We start from the raw sequence: 22,247 nt of genomic DNA, 5'->3' as shown, positions 1-22,247 counted from the left end.
GGGTGCATCCTCAGAGCTCCGAGATCGTCGTCACGGTCATCGTCTGATTATGCAGCACGGCAGCGGCGAATTCACGACCATCCGAGGGAGGCGCGATCTCCCCGTTGCTGTAGAATCCGACGACGGTGGATGCACCGCTCAGACGCGCGACCTCCTCGATCTCTTCCTCGACGCGGCTGCGCATTACGGCGCGGCGCCCAATGCAGGAGATGCAGAGCGTGAGTGCGGAACTGCCCTCGGCGAGACCGTCGTGAGCCAACTCGGCGGCCTGCGCGGCACCGTCGATCAGCTTGTCCGTCGTGGTACGCATGAGGCGCACGATGCTGCCGGTGGGGATGTCGCCGGCAAAGCGCATGGAGCCTTCAGCCTCGTTGATGCCAACCAGCGTGCGTACCGAAATCGGTCCGTCCTTGTACGACCGCACGGCGAGCGGGAAGAGCAGGCCACTGCCGGGTAGTTCCTTGGCAAACTCACCGAGATAGCGGGAGTACACGTCGAGGGCGCGCTCGCCGTCGAGTTCAAAGACTTCGGCCACGGTCGAGCGTGTCACGATGCGATCGGGACCGAACAAGTCCCAGCCTCCGACTGAGCCGGTGCCGATGACCAGCGATTCGCCCACGAGCCCGAGCGCGACCGCGCGGCCGGTCGTGGGGGTGTCGTTGAGGCCGATCACCGAGCGCGTGAGCAGAATGCCATTCGACGCGAGCCCGCCGCTGACCTTGACGCCCTGAGGGAGCATCGGGTTGAGACCGTCGAGGAAGCCGGCGGCGTTAATGGAAATACCTTCGGCGAAGATCAGCACATGCCGAAGACCGGCAATCCTCGTGAGTTCCGCGCCGATGTCGGCACCGATGGCGCGACTGTTCTCGACCGTGACCCCGTCACGGACGACGGGAACGAGCGTGGCGTGATCGAAGGAGACGGTGGTCACCACGGTATGTGCGTCGTCCACGGCACCGTTGGCGATCTGTCCGCCGCCGGAGGCGTAGAGGTGCTGCGCGGCCGGGAATCGCTCGGCGATCGCGGAGAACCAGGCGCTGTCCGGAGGCTCGACCGGTCCAAAACTCAGAACGAGTTGGACGGACGTGTCAGGTGCAGCGGGTAGCGGTATGGACCAGCCGGAGGCCGGCATCCAGAGCGACGAACCAACGAGCATGGTCCATATCCGATAGCGACAGCCGCCTGGTGCGCCTCGGAGTGTGGCGACATCGTGGCGGCCGGCTAATTCGACGAACCGGTCGTGTGGTAAGTCTCGGCACGTGTGATCAAAAATCCACGGGCGAGGTAGTTCGGGAGCGCCGCCGGCGCGTCGAGGGTGCAGGTGTGGAGCCAAACCCGCACGGCGTCCCACGCGAACGCCGTGTGGACGGCCTGCGTGACGAGCCATCCGCCGAGACGGCGGCCAAGGACGCGCTGGTCGAGTCCGATGTACGCGATCTCGACCGACCCGTCTTCGTGTCGCTCCAGTTCGAGAAAACCAGCCGCGTCCGTCCACTCGGGACCGAGCTCGGCCTTTACGCGATAGATCCGAATCTCCGGCCGAGCGAGATGCGCCGCCATGGCGCCTTGGTCCCATGCGTCGCGGTCGTGCCAGTGCCAAGGCTCGCCGATTTGCCGGTAGAGCGCGCGCCACGTGCCGACGGTACAGGGGTCGATCCGGTCGAGCGACGCCTGCACGCTGGGTTGTTGCCCAGGTACCAGTTGCCGAGGAGAGGACATCTCAAGATAGGTTCGCGTGACCTGATGCCCAGCACTCGGACTCAACGGTCCTAAGTTTTCGCCTTCACCGCGCTCGTTTTTGCTCATGATCGAAATGCCGTGTGTTCGTAAGTGTTTATAAGGGATATGCTTATGGCATCTTATGTGGCCGGGCTTGCGCATTGGACCGTACGGTCCTATTATCACCACACGATGTCAGACCGCCGAACGCAAATCCTAGATGCAGCCGCCACGTTGATCTCCGAGCGAGGGTTCACCTCCACCTCGGTGGATGACGTGATCAAAGGCGCGAAACTCAGTGGCAAGAGCCACTTCTATCACTACTTCAAGTCGAAAGAAGAACTTGGCTATGAGGTGTTGAACCGTCAGTTCGAGCGTTTTGCCGAACGCGGTCTTGCCATTTTGCGCGAGCCGATGATCGACCCGCTAGAGCGGCTCAACCTGTTCATCGACGCCGTGGTGGCGCTGCAGTCGGAAAGTGGTGGCCGTCGGGGTTCACCGTTCGGAAATTTGGCGGCCGAGCTGGCCGACGCGCATGAGGGCTTCCGGGTCCGGATCGAAGCCGTGTTCGAACGCTGGGCCAGTCAAATCCGCTCGCTGCTGTGGGAGGCGCGTCCGCAGCTGCACGATGACGTAGACGCGGTGCGGTTGTCGCGATTCATCATTGCCGCGCTGGAAGGCGCGGTGCTGATGACGCGCGTGAAGCGCGATCTCTCGGTGCTTGAAGGCATCGCCGAGGATCTGAAACGGTTCATCGCGATGCATGTGCGCGATAGCGCGGCCATGCACGTCAGCCGGAACCTCGAGTTCACAGGATCCTCACAGCACGGCATTGCGGGGAACATGTCGGTTCCCTCGATGGCAGTATGACGGCGACTGCTGCGCGCGGCGCAGACTCATGGAGAGCAGGATCATGGTGAGCATGAATAACGAGGCGGTGCTGCTGGCGACCGTTCCGCGCGAGGCACAAGACGCGGCGGATCGGAGTGATGATCGCGTTGCCCGTCGCGCGCAGTTTGAACGTGAGGCGCTTGTGCATTTGGATGCGCTGTATTCGTTCGCGCTGAAACTCGCGCGCTCGCGCGACGACGCCGAGGATCTGGTGTCCGACACCTTGCTGCGCGCGCTCGAGCGGTGGGAGCAGTACCATCTCGGCACCAACATCCGCGCGTGGCTGTTCACCATTTTGTACCACGTGTTCGTGAGCCGGAAGCGTCGCATCGATGCGCGCGAAGTGCAGCAGCCGGAAGATACCGAGGGGTGGGCGCTGTTCGAGGCCGTCGGCGAGGCCGATCCGGAAGGGCGCTTTTATGACTCGTTCCTCGACGACGAGATCACACGCGCCATCCGCTCGCTTCCCGAGGAGTATCGGGCTGCGGTGGTGCTGAGCGATTTGCAGGGTCTGCGGTATGCCGAGATCGCCAATGCGCTCGGCGTGCCGGAAGGCACGGTGAAGTCGCGGTTGTTCCGCGGGCGTCGTCTGCTGCAGCGCAAGCTCGCCAACTACGCGGTTGAGATGGGCTACTTGAAGGAGTCGGTCGTGCGCGCGGTGGTCACACCCAACGTGACGTCAGTCGTCAGCACGTAAGACCGCGTCCACACACGCGCGGCACCGATCAGGCGTCGCGCGCGAGCGAACCGGCGGCGCCGGCGAGTTCGTGCAGTGCGCGCTCCACGGTGCCGCTCCAGCGACGTAGCTTTTCCCGAACGGCCGCCAGTTCAGCACGACTGGCGGCTGAGTCGCGTGCGGCATCGTCGTGCAGCGCACTCAGTTCCATCACTCTCGCCTTCATGACATCGAGGGCGCTCGCGAGCGAATCGCGCTCGCGCTCGGCGTCTTCGAGCAACTCGTGCACGCGGGCGCGGGTCTGCGTGAGCAACGTGCACATCGCACGCCACGCGTCGCGCTCGAGCGTGAGCTGACGACGCGATGCGGTATCCTCGGCGAGGCGTTCCCGAAGGCGCGCCAGGCGCTGCACGAGTGATCCGTTGCCGTTGATCGCCGTGCCCGGCCCCAGCACGGCGAGGGCGGCCTGCAGTTCCTTGTCGAGTTCGTGCGCCCGCCGCTCGAAGTCATCGCGTGCGGCGCGGGTTTCGTCGAGCGCGGCGAGGGCTTCACGCAGGGCGCGCAGTTCGACGGCAATGCGGCGGACGCCACGCGCGTCGCCTTCCGAGACGAGCCATCGTAATGACGCGACAAAGCCGCGCTCCAGCGTCAGGTCCGGATCGGACTCTGGTCGCGGCACGGCGTCGATGGCGCGGGTGGGGGTACGCGGCGTCGTCATGCGCGGCGTGCGAGCTCGCTCAAGGGCGCGGGACCGTGCGTGCCCGATGACGGGCGGCCTTGGCGCGATTGCCGCAGGTCCCCATATCGCACCAGCGACGCCGTCCGTTCTTCGTGCCGTCGAGAAACACGCGATGACAGCGCGGATCGGCGCAGCGGCGCGCGCGCGCCAGCTCGGCTTCCACCAGCGAGTCGGCCGCCGATTCGACGATCGGGATCATCAGGCCGGCGAATGCATCCCCCGTGGGCACAAAAGCGCGCGCATACCCGCCCTCGGCGCGCGCATCGAGCCGACGCGTTCCTGCACTCCGCCCGAGCACCCGGTTGATCTCCAACACGGCATCGTCGCGCACCCGATCGGAGAGATGCCCCTTTTCCGCCAGTACGCGGAGTGCGGCGCGCACCCGTCGCGCATCGACGAGCGTGGCGGCCGCGGCGGCTGGCTGGAGCACGGCACGTCGGCGAATGCCTGCCGCGCGCTCGTCGTCGACCGCGCCCTGCGCCTGGAACCAGCTCAGGAGCGCCTCGAAGTCCCGCAACAAATCGCCCCCGGGCGATTGCGCGGCGGCGTCGGTGTTGACGAAGTCGAGCCAGAGTCTCGTGCGAGGGGGCACGGGTCCGGGTGGACGATCGCGCGAGTCGGCCCGTCGCGCGTCGGAGAGGGAGACGGGCATATCGTGGAGTCAGAAGAGCTAGGTTACTTGCATACGTGCCTGCGAGCAAGCGTTTGGAACCAACCTCGACCCTTTTCTGCGGCGAACCGAGTGAATATGACCTTTCCCTTTGCGCGTGTGGCCGTCGGTTCGCGAAATCCGGTCAAGCTTGCTGCCGTGCGCGCCGTACTCGAGCGTGTGCAGCCCGCGTTGGAGTTGGTGGGTGTCGATGTCGCGAGTGGCGTGCCTGACCAGCCGATCGGCGACGATGAAACGCAGCGCGGTGCCCGCAACCGGGCCCTCGCCGCGCTCGAGGTCACCGGCGCCGAGCTTGCCGTTGGACTCGAGGGCGGCGTCGTGGAGCTCGCGGATGGCCGGATGCGTAGTTGCGCGTGGGCGGTGGTCGTCGATCGCGACGGTGTCGAGGGGCTTGGCGGCTCACTGTCGATGCCTTTGCCGGATTTGGTGGCCGCGCGCATTCGTGCCGGCGAAGAGCTCGGGCACGCGATGGACGAAATTGCCAACGTGGTCGGCACCAAGCATGGGCGTGGTGCCGTGGGCATCCTCACGGCGGGGCTGATCGACCGGCAAGGGGCCTATGAGCCGATGGTGGCCTATGCGCTGGCGCCCTGGTTGGCGCCAGCGCTCTTCGCACCGGCGGAAGGCCACGCGTAGCGCGACCGCGCTCAGGACGGTCGGTACACCAACACTGGCGCGTGGGTGTGGCGGATGACTTCGTCGGCGACGCTTCCCAGCATCATACGCTTGAGTCCGCCGCGTCCGTGTGTCGCCATGGCGAGTGCTCCCGCCGAGGTGCGTGTCGCTTCGTCGATGATGGCGCGAGACACACTCATGTCGGTGACGGCGTGGACTTCGGTTCCGAGCGGGCAGTCGGCTGCCATGCGCGTGAGATAATCACGGCGTCCCGCCTCCTCGAGCGCGATGGCGCTGTCGTCGGCGAGCAGCGTTTCGGCGCCGAACGGCGCCATCGGCATCGCGTGCGGGACGGCGACCGACAGCAGCGCCATCGTGAGCCCGACCGCGTCGGCGAACGCCTTGGCGTGCGGCAGGATGGCTTCGGCGAACGGAGATCCGTCGAGGGTGCAGAGCAGGGTGCCCACGGGTAGTTCCGGCGGCGCGTCACTGCCGGATCCCCGCACCAGATAGACCGGCGCCGTGGCCCGCGTGAGGTACGCCGTCGCCACACTGCCGAGTCGCAGGCGTTCGAAGCCGCTGCGTCCGTGAGAGGTCATGACGGTAAGATCGACCCCCGACGACTGGGCGTGCTCCACGAGCGCCTCGACAATTGTACCCTCGAGCAACACGCCCGTGGCGCTGATGCCCTGCGCCATGAGCCCCGCCACGGCGTCGTCGAGCGCGGCCTGATCCTGCTTCCGGTGTTCGCTGACCAACTCCACATCGTACACGGGAATCGCGACTTCTCCGGGCACAAAGGGGATGTAGGCGCTGGGATCATGCACGAGCGCGAGCTGCAGCGTGGCGCCGGTTCGGCGGGCAAGCGCCACGGCAATGGGCAGGGCGCGGGCACTCAGCACCGAGCCGTCGAACGGCACGAGAATGGTCTTGTACATTGCAAGACGTTGCACGCCCGGGAGCGTTCCTGCCAGAGGGGATCTCCCGACAGTTGGTCACCGTTCTGCACCAAGTCTCATGACGGCATCGCGTCCCTTTCTCACGCACGAGCGCGTCCGCTGGGCGGATGTGGATCTCGTCTCGATCATGCGTTTCAGCGCGTTTACGCGTCTCGTGGAGGTCGCTGAGCAGGAATTGCTGCGCGCCGTGGGTCTACCGTATTCCACGCTGTTCGACAATCCACGGATCTGGATGCCGCGCCGGCGACTCGAGATCGACTATTTCGCACCCGCACGCCTGGACGACGAGCTGGCGCTCGTGACGTATGTGTCGCGTATGGGCGACACGTCGCTCACGCTGCAGGTGGATGTCCGTCACGCCACCCGCAACACCCTGATCGCCGCCGCCACGATGGTCGTGGTGTGTGTCACGGTAGAGGGATTCGCGAAGCGCCCGCTCCCGCGAATCGCCCGCGAATCGCTGGCGCCGTTCGTGATGACGGTAGAGGAAGCCCGGGCCGGCGCGCCCGAAATGCGCTAGATTGCCGCCATGTCAGACATGACGTACGTACGCAAAGGCTTCGGCCTGAAGGCCGAGGTGCAAGACACCCTCGCGGCCGACTACACCGGTCAGCTGGTGGACATGCTTCGCGCGCAGGAATACACGCTGCACGCGGGCCAGACGACGGTGCGCCTCGCGAAGGAATTCGGTTTCTGTTACGGCGTGGAGCGCGCGGTCGACTACGCGTATCAGACGCGCCGGAAGTTTCCGGACAAACGCATCTTTCTGGCGGGCGAGATCATCCACAATCCGCACGTCAACGCGAAGTTACGTGAAATGGGTGTGGTGTTTCTGTCGGCCAGCGGCAAGGGCTTCGACTACGCGCCGGTGGAGCCGGCCGATGTCGTGATTCTGCCCGCCTTCGGTGTCACCATCCAGGATTTCCAGACGCTGCGCGACCTCGGATGCGTGGTGGTCGACACGACCTGCGGATCGGTGCTGAACGTGTGGAAGCGCGTCGAGGTGTATGCGCGCGATGGCTTCACCTCGCTGATTCACGGCAAGTTCTACCACGAAGAAACGCGCGCGACGGCGTCTCAAGTGGAGAAGTATCGGGGCGGGCAGTACATCGTGGTTCGTGACATGGTGGAAGCCGACCTGGTGATGGACTACATCGAAGCGAAGGCGGGCAAGCCGACGCCGCGTCCGCCGCTCTCGCGTGCGGCGTTCCTCGAGAAGTTCGCGAAGGCCGCCTCGGATCACTTCGATCCCGATCTGCATCTCGATCGTATCGGCGTGGCGAATCAGACCACGATGCTGGCTCGTGAATCGCTGGCGATCGGGGCGGCGGTGGGCGACGCCATGGCCCGTGCGTATGGTGATGCGCATCGCTCCGAACACTTTCGCACCTTCGACACGATCTGCAGTGCAACGCAGGACCGGCAGGATGCGGTGGTGGAACTGCTGGCCGAGCCGCTCGATCTGATGGTGGTCGTGGGCGGCTACAACTCCAGCAATACGATCTCGCTGGCCGCGCTGTGCGGTGAGCAAGTGCCGACGTACCACATCGCCGATCCCGACGAAATCGACGTCGAGGGCAATGCGGTACGCGTCCGCCGCGTGGGGCCGCATCATCACGAAGACGAGATCGCGAACTGGCTGCCGACCACGGGCCCGTTGCGGATCGGTATCACCGCTGGTGCCAGCACGCCGAACAACAAAATCGGACAAGCCGTCGCGCGAGTCTTCGCTATTCGTGGCGAACGCGTCGATACGAGCCTCTGAGTTCGTCACACGGTTCACGGCATCGGAGATCTCCGCACATGCATGGCACGATGGTGGAGTTTCGCGCGAATGGCGGCGCCGCCGGTAGCACGGCGGCCAATCTGTATCACGGCGAGCGGGCCATCCCGCCCGACGATGCACAACGGTTGCTGATGGCGCTCGAAATGCCGCACACCGCCGGCGTTCGCGCCGAGACGTACGTCGACGACGCCGGTCACGCCTTCTTCAACGACACGGGCGCCGTGGTGTACAAGCCGGACGCGGCGCATCTGGCGTGGGATCGTACGATCGAGTTCTTGCCGCAGTCGCTCGTGTGACATCCGCCGTGCGCTTGATGCGACTGCTCGTGCGTGGAGCGCTGCTGGCTGCGAGTGCGTCGATCGCGGCCTGTCGTGCCCCGCGTGCTCGGGAACAGGCCGTGCGCATGCTGCTGGTGAACGATGTGTATGTCACCGATACGCTGCGCGACGGCCGCGGCGGATTGGCGCGCGTGGCGGCGCTGCGAGAGTCGATCGAACGCGCGAACGGCGACACCGTGCTGTTTGTGCTGGCTGGCGACGTGGTCAGTCCCAGCGTGCTCGGTAAGTGGTATGGTGGTGTGCAGATGGTGGATGGCTTCAACGCGGCGAGGCTCGATCTCGCGACGTTGGGCAATCACGAGTTCGACGGATCACGCGCGAATCTCGTGGCGCGCCTGCACGAGTCGCGCTTTCGGTGGCTCTCGGCGAATTGGAGCGAAGCGAGCGGCGCACCGTTTCCCGGCGTGCACGGCTGGGATACGCTGCGGCTGGGCGGCGTGAAAGTCGGCATTCTCGGTACGACGGTGGTGCAAGACTACGCGCCGTACGTATCGTGCCGAAATCCAGACAGCGCCACCACCGCCGGCGTCGATACGCTGTTGCAGCAGGGATCGGAGCTGGTCGTCGCGCTGACGCACCGTTTCAGGCTGGAAGATGTGACGACACGCGAGAACGAGCCGTGCATTACCGCAATTCTGGGCGGTCACGATCACGACGGGCGGCGGGCGGTGCGCGATCGGCGCCTGCTGGTGAAAGCGGTGTCCAACTCACGCACGGCGATTCTGGTCACGTTCACGCGGGATGGCGCGACGCCGTGGCGTGTGTTCGACCAGCGGTTCGATATTGGCCCGGGGATGCGTGATGACCCCGCCACGGCGGCCGCGGTTCAGCGGTGGCGCGACACGCTGACGCGCCGCATCGGTCCCGATCGCGTGCTGGGTATCGCACGAGAGCCGATCAATGCGATCGATTCGATCTCGAAGCGTGAGCGTCCGTTCGGCAATATGATTGCCGACGCCATGCGCGTCGGTACGAAGGCCGATGTGGCGCTGATCAACTCCGGCGCGCTGCGTTTTGACGACATGATGCCGGCGGGTCCGATCACGCGGCACATGATCGAGGGTGTGTTTCTGTTTGCCGACGAAACGCGCGTGGTGACGTTTGACCTGCTCGAAGGAAGTGTGGGGCGCGGTGGCCTGAACAACGGGCCGTATCTGCAGCTCAGTGGCGTGCGGTTTCAGTTCGATGCCACGCTGCCCAGTTCCGCCCGGGTGGTCGGCGCGCTCACACGCGATACTGGTCGTCCGATCGGTGTGACGGACACGCTGCAGGTGTCGATGGTGACATACCCGTCTTGCCGAAGCGGCGACGGCTATCGCATTCCCGAGGCGGCCGAGGCCTGTCGTGCGCTTGAAGCCGCACCCGGATCTCGTTCCCGCACGGCTGATCTGGTGCTGCAGCATCTTGAACGCATGAATGGCCGAATCGTCCCGCCGCCGATCGGCCGCGTGACGCGTCTCGATCGGCGCTAGCCACCGCGTGACTCCCTCCAACAGGCCCATTGCCATGCACGAGCCCATTACCCCGCGCACTGCCGACGCGATCTCGCGTCTCCGCCTCGATGGTAAAGTCGCGATCGTGACGGGAGGCACCCGGGGCATCGGGTTGGCGATCGCCACCACGCTGGCGCGCGCCGGGGCCAAGGTCGCGATCTCCAGCCGGAAGCCGGAGCACGTGGACGCCGTAGTGAAGGCGCTACGCAGCGAAGGGCTCGACGTAGTCGGCATTCCGGCCAACATGGGGAAGGCTGCTGATGCCCACGAACTTGCGGCACGCACGGTGGAGCACTTCGACGGCATCGACATCATCGTGAACAACGCCGCGACCAACCCGATTTTCGGTCCGCTGCAGCAAGCCACCGACGATGCGTTCGACAAGATTTTCTCGGTGAATCTGAAGGGACCGCTCGAGCTCTGTCGCACGGCCCACACGGTCATGGCGCAGCGCGGTAGCGGGGCGATCGTGAATGTGGCGAGTATCGGCGGCGTGTCACCGGAAGCAGGGCTCGGCCTGTACAGTGTGAGCAAAGCCGCGCTGGTGTCACTCACGAAGGTGATGGCGCAGGAGTGGGGGGCTGACGGCATCCGTGCCAATGTGATCTGTCCGGGACTCATCAAGACGCGCTTCTCACAAGCGCTCTGGCAGGACAAGGATATTTCGGATCAGGTGCTCGGCCATCAGCCCATCCGTCGTATCGGCGAACCCGATGACGTGGCTGGGCTCGCGTTGTTCCTCGCGTCCGATGCGTCATCGTACTGCACGGGTGGCGTGTACATGGTCGATGGTGGGTATCTCACATGATGCACGGACATACGGGGCCGAGTGCCACGGAATTCGAGGCGTTGTTGGCGACCGCGCGCACCTTTGTGCGCGACGCCCTCGTGCCGCTCGAGTCGCAGCTGCTGCATGGTGCCTGGGCACAGAACGAGCCGGTGTTGGCACAGCTGCGTGAGCAGGCGCGCGCGCTGGGACTGTGGGCCCCATTCCTACCGGCATCGCTCGGAGGGCGTGATCTGCCGCTCGACGCCTATGCGCGACTCAGCGAGGTGCTCGGATGGACGCCGTTCGGACACTACGTCTGCAATTGTCAGGCGCCGGATGTGGGCAACATGGAACTGCTGCTGCAGTTCGGCACCGACGAACAGCAAGCACAGTTCCTTGAGCCATTGGCACGCGGCGAGATTCGCAGCTGTTTCGCGATGACGGAGCCGGAACATGCTGGGTCGAACCCGGTGATCATGTCCACGCGCGCCGTGCGCGAGGGGAATGAGTTCGTGATCACCGGACACAAGTGGTTCACGAGCAGCGCCGACGGCGCGTCATTCGCGGTGGTGATGGCCGTGACCGATCCGGACGAAGCGCGCAAGCATTTCCGCGCCAGTCAGATTCTGGTGCCCCTTCCGGCGCCCGGCTACACGCTGGTGCGCAACATCGCCGTGATGGGCGAGAGTGGCGGCGGCTGGGCCAGTCATGCCGAGGTGCGCTTCGACGGCGTTCGCGTACCGGTCACGAATGTGCTCGGCCTACAGGGACACGGGTTCGCGTTGGCACAGGAGCGACTCGGTCCGGGGCGTATCCATCACTGCATGCGGTGGATCGGCATCTGTGAGCGCGCGTTCGATCTGATGTGCCGGCGCGCGGTCTCGCGCGAGTTGGCGCCTGGTGACGTGCTGGCCAACAAGCAGCAGGTGCAATTCTGGATCGCTGATTCGCGCATCGAGATTCACGCCGCGCGACTGATGGTGATGGATGCCGCCACGCGCATGGCACACCACGGACAGGAAGCCGCGCGCGAAGAGATCGCGTACATCAAGGTGTTCGTGGCGAATACGCTGCAGCGCGTGCTCGATCGCGCCATTCAAGCGCACGGCGCGTTGGGCATGACTGATGACACCCCCTTGGCATGGTGGTACCGACATGAGCGCGCAGCGCGCATTTACGACGGTGCCGATGAAGTGCATCGCACGGTGATCGCCCGTCGCGCGCTCAAGCCGTATCTCCCACCACGCACGCCTCGTGAGTAATTGCCTGTGACAGATGGAACGATCGCACTGCGCGAGGGCGAACAGATTGATGCCGAGGCGCTGCTGGCGTGGCTCGCAACGGCAGCACCGGACACGGTGCCGGCGGGCGCTCGCCTGAACATCAGGCAGTTCCCCGCCGGCTTCTCGAATCTCACGTATCTGCTCACGATGGAGCACGAGCACGGGCGACGTGCGCTCGTGCTGCGGCGTCCACCGCGTGGCGTGAAGGCGGGCATTGCGCACGACATGGGTCGTGAGCACGGCATCCTGATGGCCCTCCATGCGCGGGACGTTCCGGTACCCAAGCCGCTGGCCCGATGCGATGACGCCGCCGTAATCGGGGTGCCGTTCTACATCATGGAGCATGTGGACGGAGTGATCCTGCGCGGCACGCTGCCGGAATCACTCACCGACCATCCGGCGGCAGTGCCAGGAAAGCTCGCGGCCCTGTCGGACACGTTCGTGCAGACGCTCGCGCAGTTGCATGCGGTCGACGTCTCGACCGAACCGCTGGCGTCGCTGGGGCGCCCGGATGGGTACGTGCAGCGACAGGTGCAGGGATGGACGAAGCGATGGCTCGCCTCACGCACCGATGAGGTGCCGGCGTTGGACTGGATTGCGGCGTGGCTCGAAGCACACCGTCCGCCGGATCGTGCCGCGACGCTGGTGCACAACGACTTCAAGCTCGACAATCTTGTGCTCGAGCCCGATCTGTCGCGCGTGCGCGCGATTCTCGACTGGGAGATGGCGACCATCGGCGACCCGCTCATGGATCTGGGCACCAGCCTCGCGTATTGGGTCGAAACCGGCGACGCCCCGATCTTCCGCGCGCTCGGACTGGGCGTCACGGCGTTGCCCGGCAATATGACGCGGGCGGAACTGGTACAGGCGTACGGTGCGCACCGTGGTGTGGACGTGAGCGATGCGCCGTTCTACTACGCGTTCGGGCTATTCAAGGTGGCCGTGATCGCGCAGCAGATTTATGCGCGTCACGTGCAGGGGTTGACCAGCGATCCGAGGTTTGGGGTGCTGGGGGAGGTTGTAAAAGCGCTCGGGAATTCAGCGAGAACGGCAGCGGAGAAGGGGAGGGTGTAATTCAGCCCATGGCCCATAGCTCATGGCCCATAGCTCATGGCCCGTTTGAAAAGGCCATGGGCCATGAGCCATGAGCCATGAGCCGTGGGCCCTGGGCCGTGGGCTACGCGTACACCTCGAAAATCCCGGCGGCGCCCATCCCGCCGCCAATACACATGGTCACCATGCCGTAGCCGCCGCCGCGCTGCCGGAGTTCATGCACCAGCTGCGTGGTAAGCTTGGCCCCGGTGGCGCCGAGGGGATGCCCAAGTGCGATGGCACCGCCGTTCACGTTGATGATGCTCGTGTCCATCCCGAGCTCCTTGATTACGGCCAGTGCCTGCGCCGAGAACGCCTCGTTGAATTCAATGAGCTTGAGGTCGGCCAAGGTGAGGCCGGCGCGCGCGAGCGCTTTGGGTACCGCCTTGATCGGTCCGACGCCCATGATGCTTGGATCGACGCCACCAACAGCGAAGCTCACGAAGCGCGCAAGTGGGGTAAGTCCGAGCTCCTTGGCTTTGGCCGCGCTCATCACGAGCACGGCGGCCGCGCCGTCGGAGTACGGGCTGGCATTACCGGCCGTGACGGTCCCCGTGGGTGAGAACGCCGGGCGCAGCTTGGCCAGTCCCTCGAGCGTGGTCTCCGCGCGCGGGCACTCGTCCGTGTCGAACACCATGTCGGTTACGGTCTTCTCGGCGCCCTTCCACGTGTAGCGCTGCGTGTGGATCGGCACGATCTGTTCGGCGAACGCGCCACGCTGAATCGCCGACACCGCCTTCTGCTGACTCTCGAAGGCGAATTGATCTTGCGCCGCGCGCGAAATCTCCCAGCGCTTCGCCACGCGTTCGGCGGTGAAGCCCATGCCGATGTAGCTCTCGGTGATTTCGGGGGACAGCCGAGCGTTGTAGCCCGACATCGGCACCTGCGACATCATCTCGATACCACCAGCCATCACGGCGTCGCCCTGACCGGCGATGATGGCCTGCGACGCATAGGCCACCGACTGCAGTCCCGACGAACAGAACCGATTGACCGTGGCGGCCGATGTTTCCACCGGGAATCCACCACGCAGCCACGCCAATCGCGCGTGATTGAGACCCTGCGAGGCCTCGGGCATCGCGCATCCCCACTGCACGTCTTCGATGATCGCGGGGTCGATTCCCGCGCGATCGATGGCCGCCTTCATCACGGTAGACGACAAGTCCACCGGATGCACGCCGGCTAGCGCACCATCCGCCTTGCCGCGCGCGACCGCGCTGCGGGCGGCACTGACGATTACGACCTCGGTCATCTCTATCTCTCCTGCCGCGCGCTCAATTGCGCAGCGGCTTGCCGGTCTTGAGGGTGTACGCGATGCGCTCCTGCGTCTCCTTGGTGCCAAGGAGGCTGAGGAACTGTTCGCGCTCGAGGTCGAGCAGGTCCTGTTCGGTGACGTCGCGCGGGGTGCCGTCGCCGCCACACAGCACGTAGGCGATCGCACGGCCCACGCGAACGTCATGCGCCGACGCCTGTCCGGCTTCCTTCGCCGCCCAGAGCGCATACTCGAGATTGCCGAGGCCTTCACGACCCAGCGCGCGCACCGTGCGCTCGAGGGGCGGGAGATAGCCGCGCGCAAGATCGAGTACCCGGGCTTTCGCGTCGGCGAGCTGATGATCGCGATTCATGCTGATGCGATCACTGTCGCGCAGGAAGCCCAGCGCCTTCGCTTCGTACGCCGACGTCGTGGTGGTGGCGAAGGCGATCAGCTTGAACGCGCGCTTCACGGCGGCGAACAGATCGATCTCTTCGTAGTTCTGCAGTTCGGCCGTGAAGCGCATGAGCAGTTCCTTCGTGCCGCCACCGCCCGGCAACAGCCCCACACCGGCCTCCACGAGTCCCATGTAGGTCTCGGCGTGCGCCTGCACGGCATCGGCGTGCAGCGTGAACTCCGCTCCGCCGCCCAGCGTCATGCCGGCCGGTGCGACGACCACCGGGAACGGCGCCCGACGAATCGACATCACACTGTCCTGGAATGTCTTGCAGGAGAGCGCGATGTCATCCCACGCGCCGGCCGACACGGCGAAGGACACCAGCGAGAGATCGGCGCCGACACTGAAGGCGCGCGCGTCTTCGTTGCCGATCACCATGCCGTTGAAGCCGAGCTTCTCGACTTTGTTGAGCGCGCTTTCGAGTCCCTTGAGCACGCCGTCGCCGAGACTGTTCATCTTTGAGCGGAACTCGAAGCACGCCACGCCGTCGCCAAGATCGATGAGTCGGGAGAGGCCATTGTCGTCGAGCACGCGACCGTGCTTCGCGAGGCTGGCGAGCGACAGGCGACCGGGGATGCCGGGGATCGGCTCGTAGGTCCCGTCGAAGGTGAGGTACTCGCCGTCTTTGTAAAACGACCCTTTCGCCATCTCGAGCAGCGGCGGAATGCTCTTGCCCTGCGCGCGGAATTCTCCGCGCAGCCACTCGATGCCGAGGGCGTCGATGATCTGGAAGGGGCCGGCTTCCCAGCCGTAGCCCCACTCCATGGCGCGGTCGATCGCCACGATGTCGTACGCGAGCTCGGACGCGAGCGTGAGCGTGTAGTGCGCGGCATCAGCAAGATGGTCGCGCAGAAACGCCCCCTGGGCACCCGTCATCGCCACCGCGGCCGGCAGTCGCTGGGCGATCGGCATGCGGATCGCCTGACCGATGTCCCCGCCTTCGAGCCGCTGCTGCGGCACGTAGCTCTTGGACTTCCAATCAAAGGTCTGCGTGCCTACCTTGGTCTTCGCGTAGAAGCCGCCCCCCGTCTTGTCGCCAAGTTTTCCCTTGGCCACCAGTTCTTCGAGCATCCACGAGGGGAGCGTGAAGTCTTCGCCGGTGGCACCACCGATGCCTTTCGTGACGTGCGCAAGCACATCGAGGCCCGAGAGGTCGCCGGTGCGGAACGTGGCGGTACGCGCGCGTCCAATGAGCGAGCCCGTCAGGCCGTCCACTTCATCGATCGTGAGTCCGTGTTGCTCCATGCGCCGCATGGTGCCGACCATGCCGTAGACGCCCAACCGGTTGGCGACGAAGCCCGGCACGTCCTTGGCGATCACGATGCCCTTGCCCAGCGTGCGTTCGGCGAACTCGCGCGTGGCTCCGATCACCGCCGGATCCGTTTCCGGCGTCGGGATGATCTCGAGCAGATGCATGTACCGCGGCGGATTGAAAAAATGCGTGCCGAGAAAGCGGCGACGGAATTTCTCGCCACGTCCTTCCAGCAGCACCGACATCGGAATACCCGACGTGTTCGACGAGATGATCGCGGTGGGCTTCATCAACGCTTCGATGCGCGCGAACAGCTGCTGCTTCGGCTCGGCGAGTTCGACGATCGCTTCGCAGATCCAGTCGCACTCGGCGAGGAGCTGGAGATGATCTTCGGTGTTGCCGGTGCGCACACGGGCGGCCGCCGCTGCTTCCATGAAGGATGCCGGCTTGGACTTGATCGCCTTCTGCAGCCCGTTCTTCGCGGGCGCACTTCGGTTCGGCGACTTGGGGTCGCTATCGCCGGGGATATCGAGCAACACGACACGGCAGCCCGCCGAAGCCGCGAGGGCGGCAATGCCGCTCCCCATGGCCCCAGCGCCCACCACGCCGACAGTCGTCATGCGCATTCGGAACTCTCTCCGTAAGGGACCCCCACAAATTCCGCCGTGGATCGGCCGGGCGGAAGGGGGAGGAGCGAAAAACACGACGCTGGCGTCATGTTCGGCCCCGGGAACCTACGGGTTGAACCAGTAACTGACCTTGAGCAGCAGGGTGTTCAGGGGGCGGGCCCCGAAGAGATCGCGGACGTCGCGGCCCGGGACGAACACACCCGGATTTCGCGCATCCTGGGCTCGACCTTGCTGCCAGACCAGAAAGACGGCGCTGGCTGGCCGGTACTCCCAGCGGAGTACCGCGTTCGAATTGAACTGCTTGACGTTGAAGTTGGCCGGCGCCGACGTGCGGAAGGTGGCGAACCGGTCGGCGTACGCGTCGGCGCGGGCGTCGTTCAATTCACGCCAGTCGCTATACTGTCCGGTCGTCACGAACGGCTGCGCGTACAGCTGGAACGAGAGCGTCGGCGTCGCGGTCCAGTTGGCCCGCATGGTGATCCCGAGAATGTGCTGGTGCAGCCGTGCGAAGGTGAAATGCGTGGTGTCGGAGAGAAACGCGCCGTAGTTGCCGATCCACTGCTGGTCGTTGGTGACCTGATCGTAATTGAGCGCCATCGATGTCGAGAAGCGGCTGGCGAAGCGCCACTCCGCGCCGGCGTCGGCCCCACGGTACCACGAGCGGCCTTCGTCACTGGTGCCGATGCGATACGCGGCGCGCGGCACCACCACCGGGCGCGGATCGCCGACGAGATCGAAGCGCAGGTTGTTCTTCATCGACTGCCGCAGCGCGGGGCCGCCGCGCGCACAGCTCACACAGTGCGTGCCGCCGAGATCGCCGAGCGAGGCGGTGATCGCGCCGCCCCAGTTGTTCAGCAGGGAGCCGCTGGTATGCACCGACAATGTCTGCGCCGCGAGCAGACCGCCGGTGGTCCAGTGTGTTTCCGCGCTCATGGTGGAGAACGATGAGCGCAACACCCCGTTGGGGCGCAGCTGGCGCAGGTCCAGCGATTGGCGGAACGACACGTCGTTCACGAGGTTCACGAAACCGAGGTCGTTCATCTCGACGCCGGCCGACGCGTAGCGCAGCACACTTTCGTATCGCACACGGCCGCCAACCTGCTTGATGCCGGCGGAAACCACCACACCGCCCATCGCGGTGCGAGTGGAGTCGTAGGTTTCTTCGTGATCGGGACGCTGATAGAAGTGCACGCTGTTGCGTTGCGTGAGGGCGATGGATCTGGCCGAGCCACTCACTTGATTCAGGCCCGTGTAGCCCATGACTTCCCAGCGGTCGCGCGCAAACCGATGATAGCCTTGCAGTAGCAACGTCGTCGCGGCCCGCCGCAGAAACGGATCGGTGGCGTCGTCGCTCCGGCGGCGTACATCGGTGAGCTCCATGCCAAGCTGCGAGCGGCCGCCGCGCATTTCGCGCAGGCCGCGCAGCACGAGATAGTTTGTCTGCGGCTCGATGGTGGTGCCATCAGCGCCGCGCACATGCTCGGTGGACGCGTTCACCAGGCCGAACGCGAGGCCGTTGTCGAAGCGGCCGGTGATCTTGGCGGCGGCCGTGATGTTCGTGAACAGCGCGTCGGCGTTCGAGCGTCGCATCTGCGGCGTGCGACCGATGCGGCGGGTATAGAAAATGCCTTCGCACGATCCCCCGCAGCGATACAGACCAGCCCCTTCCTGGAAGAAGGGACGACGTTCGTCGAAGCGGATTTCGAACGCGGACAGGTTGAGCACCGCGGGGTCGGCTTCGACTTGGCCGAAGTCGGGGTTGACGGTGGCGTCGATCGTGACGCGCGATCCGATGCCGGCCTTGAGATCGAGACCGCCGGCCACCGCCCCACGTGAGCCACCAGGTGCCGACGCCGGATTGGGAACGCTCTTGGTGACGGTGTACGGCAAGAGCTCGAGCCGGCGCGGTGTGCCGATACCGGCAATCCCTCCAAGCGTCCCGAGTTGCGAGATGAGCGTGCGGCGCGACGGCCGGTAGAGCGGCCAGCCAGTGCGTTCGTTCAATCGCGTGATGTCGCGCCACACGCCGAAGCCGAAGGTGTGCACATCCTTCGCGGTGAATCGGAGCTGACTGAAGGGCACGCGATACTCGGCGACCCAGCCCAAACTGTCGATGCTGGTGGCGACGTCCCACACGCCATCCCATGTGACGTCTTCGGTAATGTCGCCGTAGATCGAATAGTCGCGCTTCACCCCGGCCGGATTGACGGCGAGTTCGATGCCCGTGCGCCCGTCATGGTACGCATCGATGAGAATCTTGAGCTGATCACTGGCCGTTTTCACATCGCGTCGCGACAGCAGCGACGCGAGGCTGTCGGGGTGCGGATCGAACGCCCGCACGATCACATACAGGTAGCGATCGTCGTAGGCGGCACGCGCTTCGGTGCGAAAAGTCGGCTCGCCATTCTCGCCCGGCTCGAACTGCCGAAACGCGGTCATCGGCGTAGCGGTTCGCCACACGGCGTCGTTCTCGCGACCATCGATCTCTGGTGCGCGTGTTGCGCGAATGGCGTGGCCGACGGTCACGTGCGCGCTGTCCAGCCCCTGCGCGGTCAAGCGCGACGTCGACGCGGCTGTCAGGAGAGCGAGCAGCGCGACGGTGGACCGCGCGGAGGGACCGGCGGTACGGCGTGACAGCGATGCCGACATCAGGTCTGTTGCGAAGGGTCGTATCCCGCCACGTCGGCGTAGTACGCCCGGATGCGGGCGATTCCCGCGGCAGGATCATCTTCGACCGGCATCGTGGAGGGCCCGAGTCGTACGACTTTGCGTCGGAAATCGAGGGCGACGCAGCAGATCGGGACGTTCGCGCCCTTGGCGACGTGCCAGAAGCCGCTGCGCCAGGCCGTGACTTTCTTGCGCGTGCCCTCGGGCGCAAGCGCCAGGGCAAAGCGCTCGTTCGACCGGAACGCTGCGATGGTGCGCTCCACGGCGTTCTGTGAGTTCTTGCGATCCACGGGAATCCCGCCGTTCGCCCGCATGAACCAGCCGATGGGCGGTACGAAGAGGGTGTGTTTGCCCCACCAGTGCGCGTCGAAGCCAAGGGCCCACTTGGCCGCCAGGCCGATCGGGAAATCCCAGTTCGACGTGTGCGGGGCAACGATCGCCACGAAGCGTGGCACGTTCGGCATCTGCCCTTCGAAGCGCCAGCCGGCCCGGAAGAGGAGGGTGCGCCCGAGCGCGCGCAGCCACGAGCGATGCGATTGCGGGACATCGGGACCGAGCTGCCAGTCTTCCGGCGTGTTCGTGCTGGCGGGGGTGGGCGTCATGCCGTTCATTTGACAGATGGCAGACAAGATCCGCAAGAGCGAGCTGGAGTGGCGGACGATTCTCTCCACCGAACAGTTCCGCGTGATGCGTTCGCACGGCACCGAACGGGCCTTCGGCGGCTGCTATTGGGATCATTACGACGACGGTGTGTACATCTGCGCCGGCTGTGGGCGGCCGCTCTTTTCGTCGCGCGCGAAGTTCGACTCCGGCACGGGGTGGCCCAGCTTCACGGAGCCCCTCAGCGACATCGCCGTCGAGACGAGCACGGATCGGAAGTGGTTCATCGTGCGCGTCGAGGTCCACTGCGCCGCCTGTGATGCGCATCTCGGGCACGTCTTCGACGACGGCCCCGCGCCCGGTGGCATGCGCTACTGCATCAACTCGGCGTCGCTCGACTTCAGCGCGACCGAGGAATAGGTTCTCGAGTGGGCGATCGGTGCGGCTCACTGCTGTCGCTACGGCAACTGAAACTGCGAAAAGCAACAGCCTGAACACGGAGACCACTGATTGCACTGAACCAACACAGATAAGCAAACGGCGCTGTTGGCTTATCTGTGTCGTTGTCCGTGCAATCAGTGGTCTTCGTGCTCAGGCTCTTTCTCACCACCGCCTTCCCGCGGTGGACATGCCAGAGTGTCAGTCGCGGATGATCGCGCCATTCACTCCGTCCATCGGCTGTTCGCTTACGAGCAGCTCGGGCGTCCACGCGGCAGGGCGACGGTGCAATTCTTCGTGGTGCCGTTCTCGGTGATCTGCAACTTGGCGCTCGCCGTGCCGTCGTAGGTGATCACTTCGCGACGTTCCCGGGTGGAGCTGGTGCCGTCGATCGTCATGATCACCTTCATGCGGCGAGTCACTGAGCCGGCGGTCGGATAGGTCTGCGCGGTAGCCGAGACCGGAATGACGAGGCCCGTCGTGGTGTCGGCGGCCGTGCGGACCGACGTGAAAGTCTTGCCGTCGCGGTTGGTGCCGGTGGCCGTCTCGTTGCCCTGCGAGGTCCCGTTCACGGTGCGCTGCGTGCTGCCGGCGGCAAGCCCCGTCACGGTGCGGTCGCCGCTGTTGTTCACCGTGGCGGTGACGCTGCCGTCGCGGCTGCGGGTGGCCGTGCCGGTCACTGCGGTGCGAACGCGAACCGAATTCGTGGTGAGGCTATCAATCGCCGACTGCGCCGTACCGGCCGCGTTCTTGATCGTGTAGATCGACGTCACCGTGAGGCCGTTCTTGACCGTCGGGCCGCAGGTCAGATCACCGGTGCCGGCGGCGAAGACGCAGCTGGCATCGATGCGAATGCCGAAGGGTCCGCCGTGCGGGCCACGACCCGGTGCGGCATTGCCGATGAAGGCATCGCCAAGTCCGCCGCCCATGAAGCCACCCATGCCAGGGCCGCCGCCAGGTCCGCGACGCGGCCCGCCCCACGGCATGCCACTGCTGTCGGTTGACGCGTAGCTGCTGGACACGAGGTCGAGGCCGGCGGGCGCGCTGCTGAACGCAAGATCGGACAGGAACGCGTTGGGTCCGTTGCTGTTATCAAGATTGCAGGCAGCTGCGCCGAACAGCGTGGCGGTCGCAGCCAGCGTCAGAAAACGGGATCGTGCCATGAGAGACCTCTCAAAGGGGCGGCCTGTCGATCCTCGCGACCGTCGCGAGCGCATCATTGAGGCCTTTGCAACAGGAGACACGCGATCGCGACGGGACCCTACGTGCTACTCGCCGGCACTCGGCAAAAATGGCGACAGCTTCTCTCGCAACTGTCGCAACGCCCGACTCATATTCGCTTCCACGGCCTTCACCGTCACGCCAAGCTGCTCGGCAATCTCACTATAGCGCAGGTTGCGTTCGCGACTCATGAGAAACACCTCACGCGTGCGAGGAGGGAGGGCGTCGATTGCTTCACGGATCGCGTCCTGTAACTCACCGGCCTGCGTGTCGGCATCGGCGTGCTCGGCGGGCTCGCTGAGTGCTTCGACATAGACCGCCGACTTCTTCTGCACCTGCAGATGTCGCAGGTGATTGAGCGAACGGTTCCGCACGGCCTGCATGAGGTAGCCGGCGACGCTGCTGTCCGGCGCGAGTGTCTCGCGACGGCGCCAGAGCTCGAGGAAGACGTCCTGCGAGAGCTCTTCGGCTACGCCCGGGTCGTGCAGCACGCGATTCGCGGAGCGCACCACGGGCTCGTACCACTGCCGGAAGATCGCATCGAACGCTGCGTGATCCCCGCCCCGGAGGCGGGCCAGCAAGTCAGCGTCGGACACGAGGGGCGTGGGATCGGGAAATGACCGGGACAGGATACGGTCGACGCGACTCCTCGGAGTCCTGTCGGCCTCAGTTGCAGCGTATACTACATCGGACCGCAGCGC

General features: G+C 65.4%; 22 protein-coding genes. 11 read left to right on the top strand and 11 right to left on the bottom strand.

Annotated features, from left to right (window positions below; all coding sequences use genetic code 11):
• Nucleotides 1–10: 10 nt before the first annotated feature.
• Together RMP10_RS06070 and RMP10_RS06065 are read right to left on the bottom strand one after the other, a co-directional pair.
• Nucleotides 11–1,156 carry an FIST C-terminal domain-containing protein gene (locus RMP10_RS06070; RefSeq protein ID WP_310569478.1) on the bottom strand — a complete coding sequence of 382 codons (1,146 nt, stop codon included), beginning with the start codon at nucleotides 1,154–1,156 and terminating at the stop codon, nucleotides 11–13.
• A gap of 65 nt (nucleotides 1,157–1,221) precedes the next feature.
• The gene (locus RMP10_RS06065; RefSeq protein WP_310569477.1) at nucleotides 1,222–1,719 is read right to left on the bottom strand and encodes a GNAT family N-acetyltransferase; all 498 of its coding nucleotides are present in this window, start codon (nucleotides 1,717–1,719) and stop codon (nucleotides 1,222–1,224) included.
• Between the two features lie 144 nt (nucleotides 1,720–1,863).
• Between RMP10_RS06065 and RMP10_RS06060 the strand changes: the two genes are divergently transcribed.
• Both RMP10_RS06060 and RMP10_RS06055 read left to right on the top strand, forming a co-directional pair.
• Nucleotides 1,864–2,589, top strand: a complete 726-nt coding sequence (locus tag RMP10_RS06060) for a TetR family transcriptional regulator C-terminal domain-containing protein (protein WP_310569476.1) — start codon at nucleotides 1,864–1,866, stop codon at nucleotides 2,587–2,589.
• Between the two features lie 43 nt (nucleotides 2,590–2,632).
• Nucleotides 2,633–3,307 (top strand): sigma-70 family RNA polymerase sigma factor, encoded by a 675-nt coding sequence (locus RMP10_RS06055; RefSeq protein ID WP_310569475.1) that lies wholly within the window; start codon nucleotides 2,633–2,635, stop codon nucleotides 3,305–3,307.
• Between the two features lie 28 nt (nucleotides 3,308–3,335).
• Here RMP10_RS06055 and RMP10_RS06050 read toward each other — a convergent pair whose 3' ends face one another.
• Together RMP10_RS06050 and RMP10_RS06045 are read right to left on the bottom strand one after the other, a co-directional pair.
• Nucleotides 3,336–4,004, bottom strand: a complete 669-nt coding sequence (locus RMP10_RS06050) for a hypothetical protein (RefSeq protein ID WP_310569474.1) — start codon at nucleotides 4,002–4,004, stop codon at nucleotides 3,336–3,338.
• A 19-nt stretch (nucleotides 4,005–4,023) separates the two neighbouring features.
• On the bottom strand, nucleotides 4,024–4,677 hold the full coding sequence (locus RMP10_RS06045) for a CGNR zinc finger domain-containing protein (protein WP_310569473.1): 654 nt from the start codon (nucleotides 4,675–4,677) through the stop codon (nucleotides 4,024–4,026).
• A gap of 96 nt (nucleotides 4,678–4,773) precedes the next feature.
• On the opposite strand from RMP10_RS06045, the gene yjjX reads away from it, so the two are divergent.
• Nucleotides 4,774–5,331: an inosine/xanthosine triphosphatase gene (gene yjjX / locus RMP10_RS06040; RefSeq protein WP_310569472.1), complete on the top strand. Its 558-nt coding sequence runs from the start codon at nucleotides 4,774–4,776 to the stop codon at nucleotides 5,329–5,331.
• A gap of 11 nt (nucleotides 5,332–5,342) precedes the next feature.
• On the opposite strand, the gene RMP10_RS06035 is transcribed toward yjjX, so the two are convergent.
• Nucleotides 5,343–6,263 carry a universal stress protein gene (locus RMP10_RS06035; protein WP_310569471.1) on the bottom strand — a complete coding sequence of 307 codons (921 nt, stop codon included), beginning with the start codon at nucleotides 6,261–6,263 and terminating at the stop codon, nucleotides 5,343–5,345.
• 64 nt (nucleotides 6,264–6,327) lie between these two features.
• Here RMP10_RS06035 and RMP10_RS06030 point away from each other — a divergent pair, with 64 nt between their 5' ends.
• The 7 genes from RMP10_RS06030 to RMP10_RS06000 are packed head-to-tail and all read left to right on the top strand — an operon-like array spanning nucleotide 6,328 to nucleotide 13,012.
• Nucleotides 6,328–6,789 carry a thioesterase family protein gene (locus RMP10_RS06030; protein WP_309669351.1) on the top strand — a complete coding sequence of 154 codons (462 nt, stop codon included), beginning with the start codon at nucleotides 6,328–6,330 and terminating at the stop codon, nucleotides 6,787–6,789.
• 9 nt (nucleotides 6,790–6,798) lie between these two features.
• Nucleotides 6,799–8,034 carry a 4-hydroxy-3-methylbut-2-enyl diphosphate reductase gene (locus tag RMP10_RS06025; protein ID WP_310569470.1) on the top strand — a complete coding sequence of 412 codons (1,236 nt, stop codon included), beginning with the start codon at nucleotides 6,799–6,801 and terminating at the stop codon, nucleotides 8,032–8,034.
• A gap of 38 nt (nucleotides 8,035–8,072) precedes the next feature.
• Complete coding sequence (locus tag RMP10_RS06020) at nucleotides 8,073–8,351, top strand: dienelactone hydrolase family protein (protein WP_310569469.1); 279 nt, start codon at nucleotides 8,073–8,075, stop codon at nucleotides 8,349–8,351.
• A complete protein-coding gene (locus tag RMP10_RS06015; protein WP_310569468.1) occupies nucleotides 8,348–9,865 on the top strand; it encodes a bifunctional metallophosphatase/5'-nucleotidase in 1,518 nt (505 codons plus the stop codon). The genes RMP10_RS06020 and RMP10_RS06015 overlap by 4 nt, the downstream gene beginning before the upstream one ends.
• A 34-nt stretch (nucleotides 9,866–9,899) precedes the next feature.
• A complete protein-coding gene (locus RMP10_RS06010; protein ID WP_310569467.1) occupies nucleotides 9,900–10,694 on the top strand; it encodes an SDR family oxidoreductase in 795 nt (264 codons plus the stop codon).
• Nucleotides 10,691–11,917 (top strand): acyl-CoA dehydrogenase family protein, encoded by a 1,227-nt coding sequence (locus RMP10_RS06005; RefSeq protein ID WP_310569466.1) that lies wholly within the window; start codon nucleotides 10,691–10,693, stop codon nucleotides 11,915–11,917. The genes RMP10_RS06010 and RMP10_RS06005 overlap by 4 nt, the downstream gene beginning before the upstream one ends.
• Nucleotides 11,918–11,923: 6 nt before the next feature.
• Entirely contained in the window at nucleotides 11,924–13,012 is a 1,089-nt protein-coding gene (locus RMP10_RS06000) for a phosphotransferase family protein (protein ID WP_310569465.1), read from the top strand.
• 103 nt (nucleotides 13,013–13,115) lie between these two features.
• Here RMP10_RS06000 and RMP10_RS05995 read toward each other — a convergent pair whose 3' ends face one another.
• The 4 genes from RMP10_RS05995 to RMP10_RS05980 form a co-directional block, all read right to left on the bottom strand.
• On the bottom strand, nucleotides 13,116–14,282 hold the full coding sequence (locus RMP10_RS05995; RefSeq protein WP_310569464.1) for a thiolase family protein: 1,167 nt from the start codon (nucleotides 14,280–14,282) through the stop codon (nucleotides 13,116–13,118).
• Between the two features lie 22 nt (nucleotides 14,283–14,304).
• Nucleotides 14,305–16,617, bottom strand: a complete 2,313-nt coding sequence (locus RMP10_RS05990) for a 3-hydroxyacyl-CoA dehydrogenase/enoyl-CoA hydratase family protein (protein WP_310569463.1) — start codon at nucleotides 16,615–16,617, stop codon at nucleotides 14,305–14,307.
• Nucleotides 16,618–16,725: 108 nt separating this feature from the next.
• Nucleotides 16,726–19,269: a DUF5916 domain-containing protein gene (locus RMP10_RS05985; protein ID WP_310569462.1), complete on the bottom strand. Its 2,544-nt coding sequence runs from the start codon at nucleotides 19,267–19,269 to the stop codon at nucleotides 16,726–16,728.
• A complete protein-coding gene (locus RMP10_RS05980) occupies nucleotides 19,269–19,889 on the bottom strand; it encodes a lysophospholipid acyltransferase family protein (RefSeq protein WP_310569461.1) in 621 nt (206 codons plus the stop codon). Before RMP10_RS05980 ends, RMP10_RS05985 begins: the two co-directional genes overlap by 1 nt.
• Nucleotides 19,890–19,905: 16 nt before the next feature.
• Here RMP10_RS05980 and msrB point away from each other — a divergent pair, with 16 nt between their 5' ends.
• Entirely contained in the window at nucleotides 19,906–20,307 is a 402-nt protein-coding gene (gene msrB / locus RMP10_RS05975) for a peptide-methionine (R)-S-oxide reductase MsrB (protein ID WP_310569460.1), read from the top strand.
• Nucleotides 20,308–20,573: 266 nt separating this feature from the next.
• Here msrB and RMP10_RS05970 read toward each other — a convergent pair whose 3' ends face one another.
• Nucleotides 20,574–21,488: a hypothetical protein gene (locus RMP10_RS05970; protein ID WP_310569459.1), complete on the bottom strand. Its 915-nt coding sequence runs from the start codon at nucleotides 21,486–21,488 to the stop codon at nucleotides 20,574–20,576.
• Between the two features lie 105 nt (nucleotides 21,489–21,593).
• Nucleotides 21,594–22,142 carry an RNA polymerase sigma-70 factor gene (locus RMP10_RS05965; RefSeq protein ID WP_171227485.1) on the bottom strand — a complete coding sequence of 183 codons (549 nt, stop codon included), beginning with the start codon at nucleotides 22,140–22,142 and terminating at the stop codon, nucleotides 21,594–21,596.
• Between the last annotated feature and the right edge of the window lie 105 nt (nucleotides 22,143–22,247).

It is taken from the genome of Gemmatimonas sp., assembly GCF_031426495.1.
In the GTDB taxonomy this organism is placed as follows: Bacteria; Gemmatimonadota; Gemmatimonadetes; order Gemmatimonadales; family Gemmatimonadaceae; genus Gemmatimonas.
This window is presented reverse-complemented; position numbering and strand designations above follow the sequence as displayed.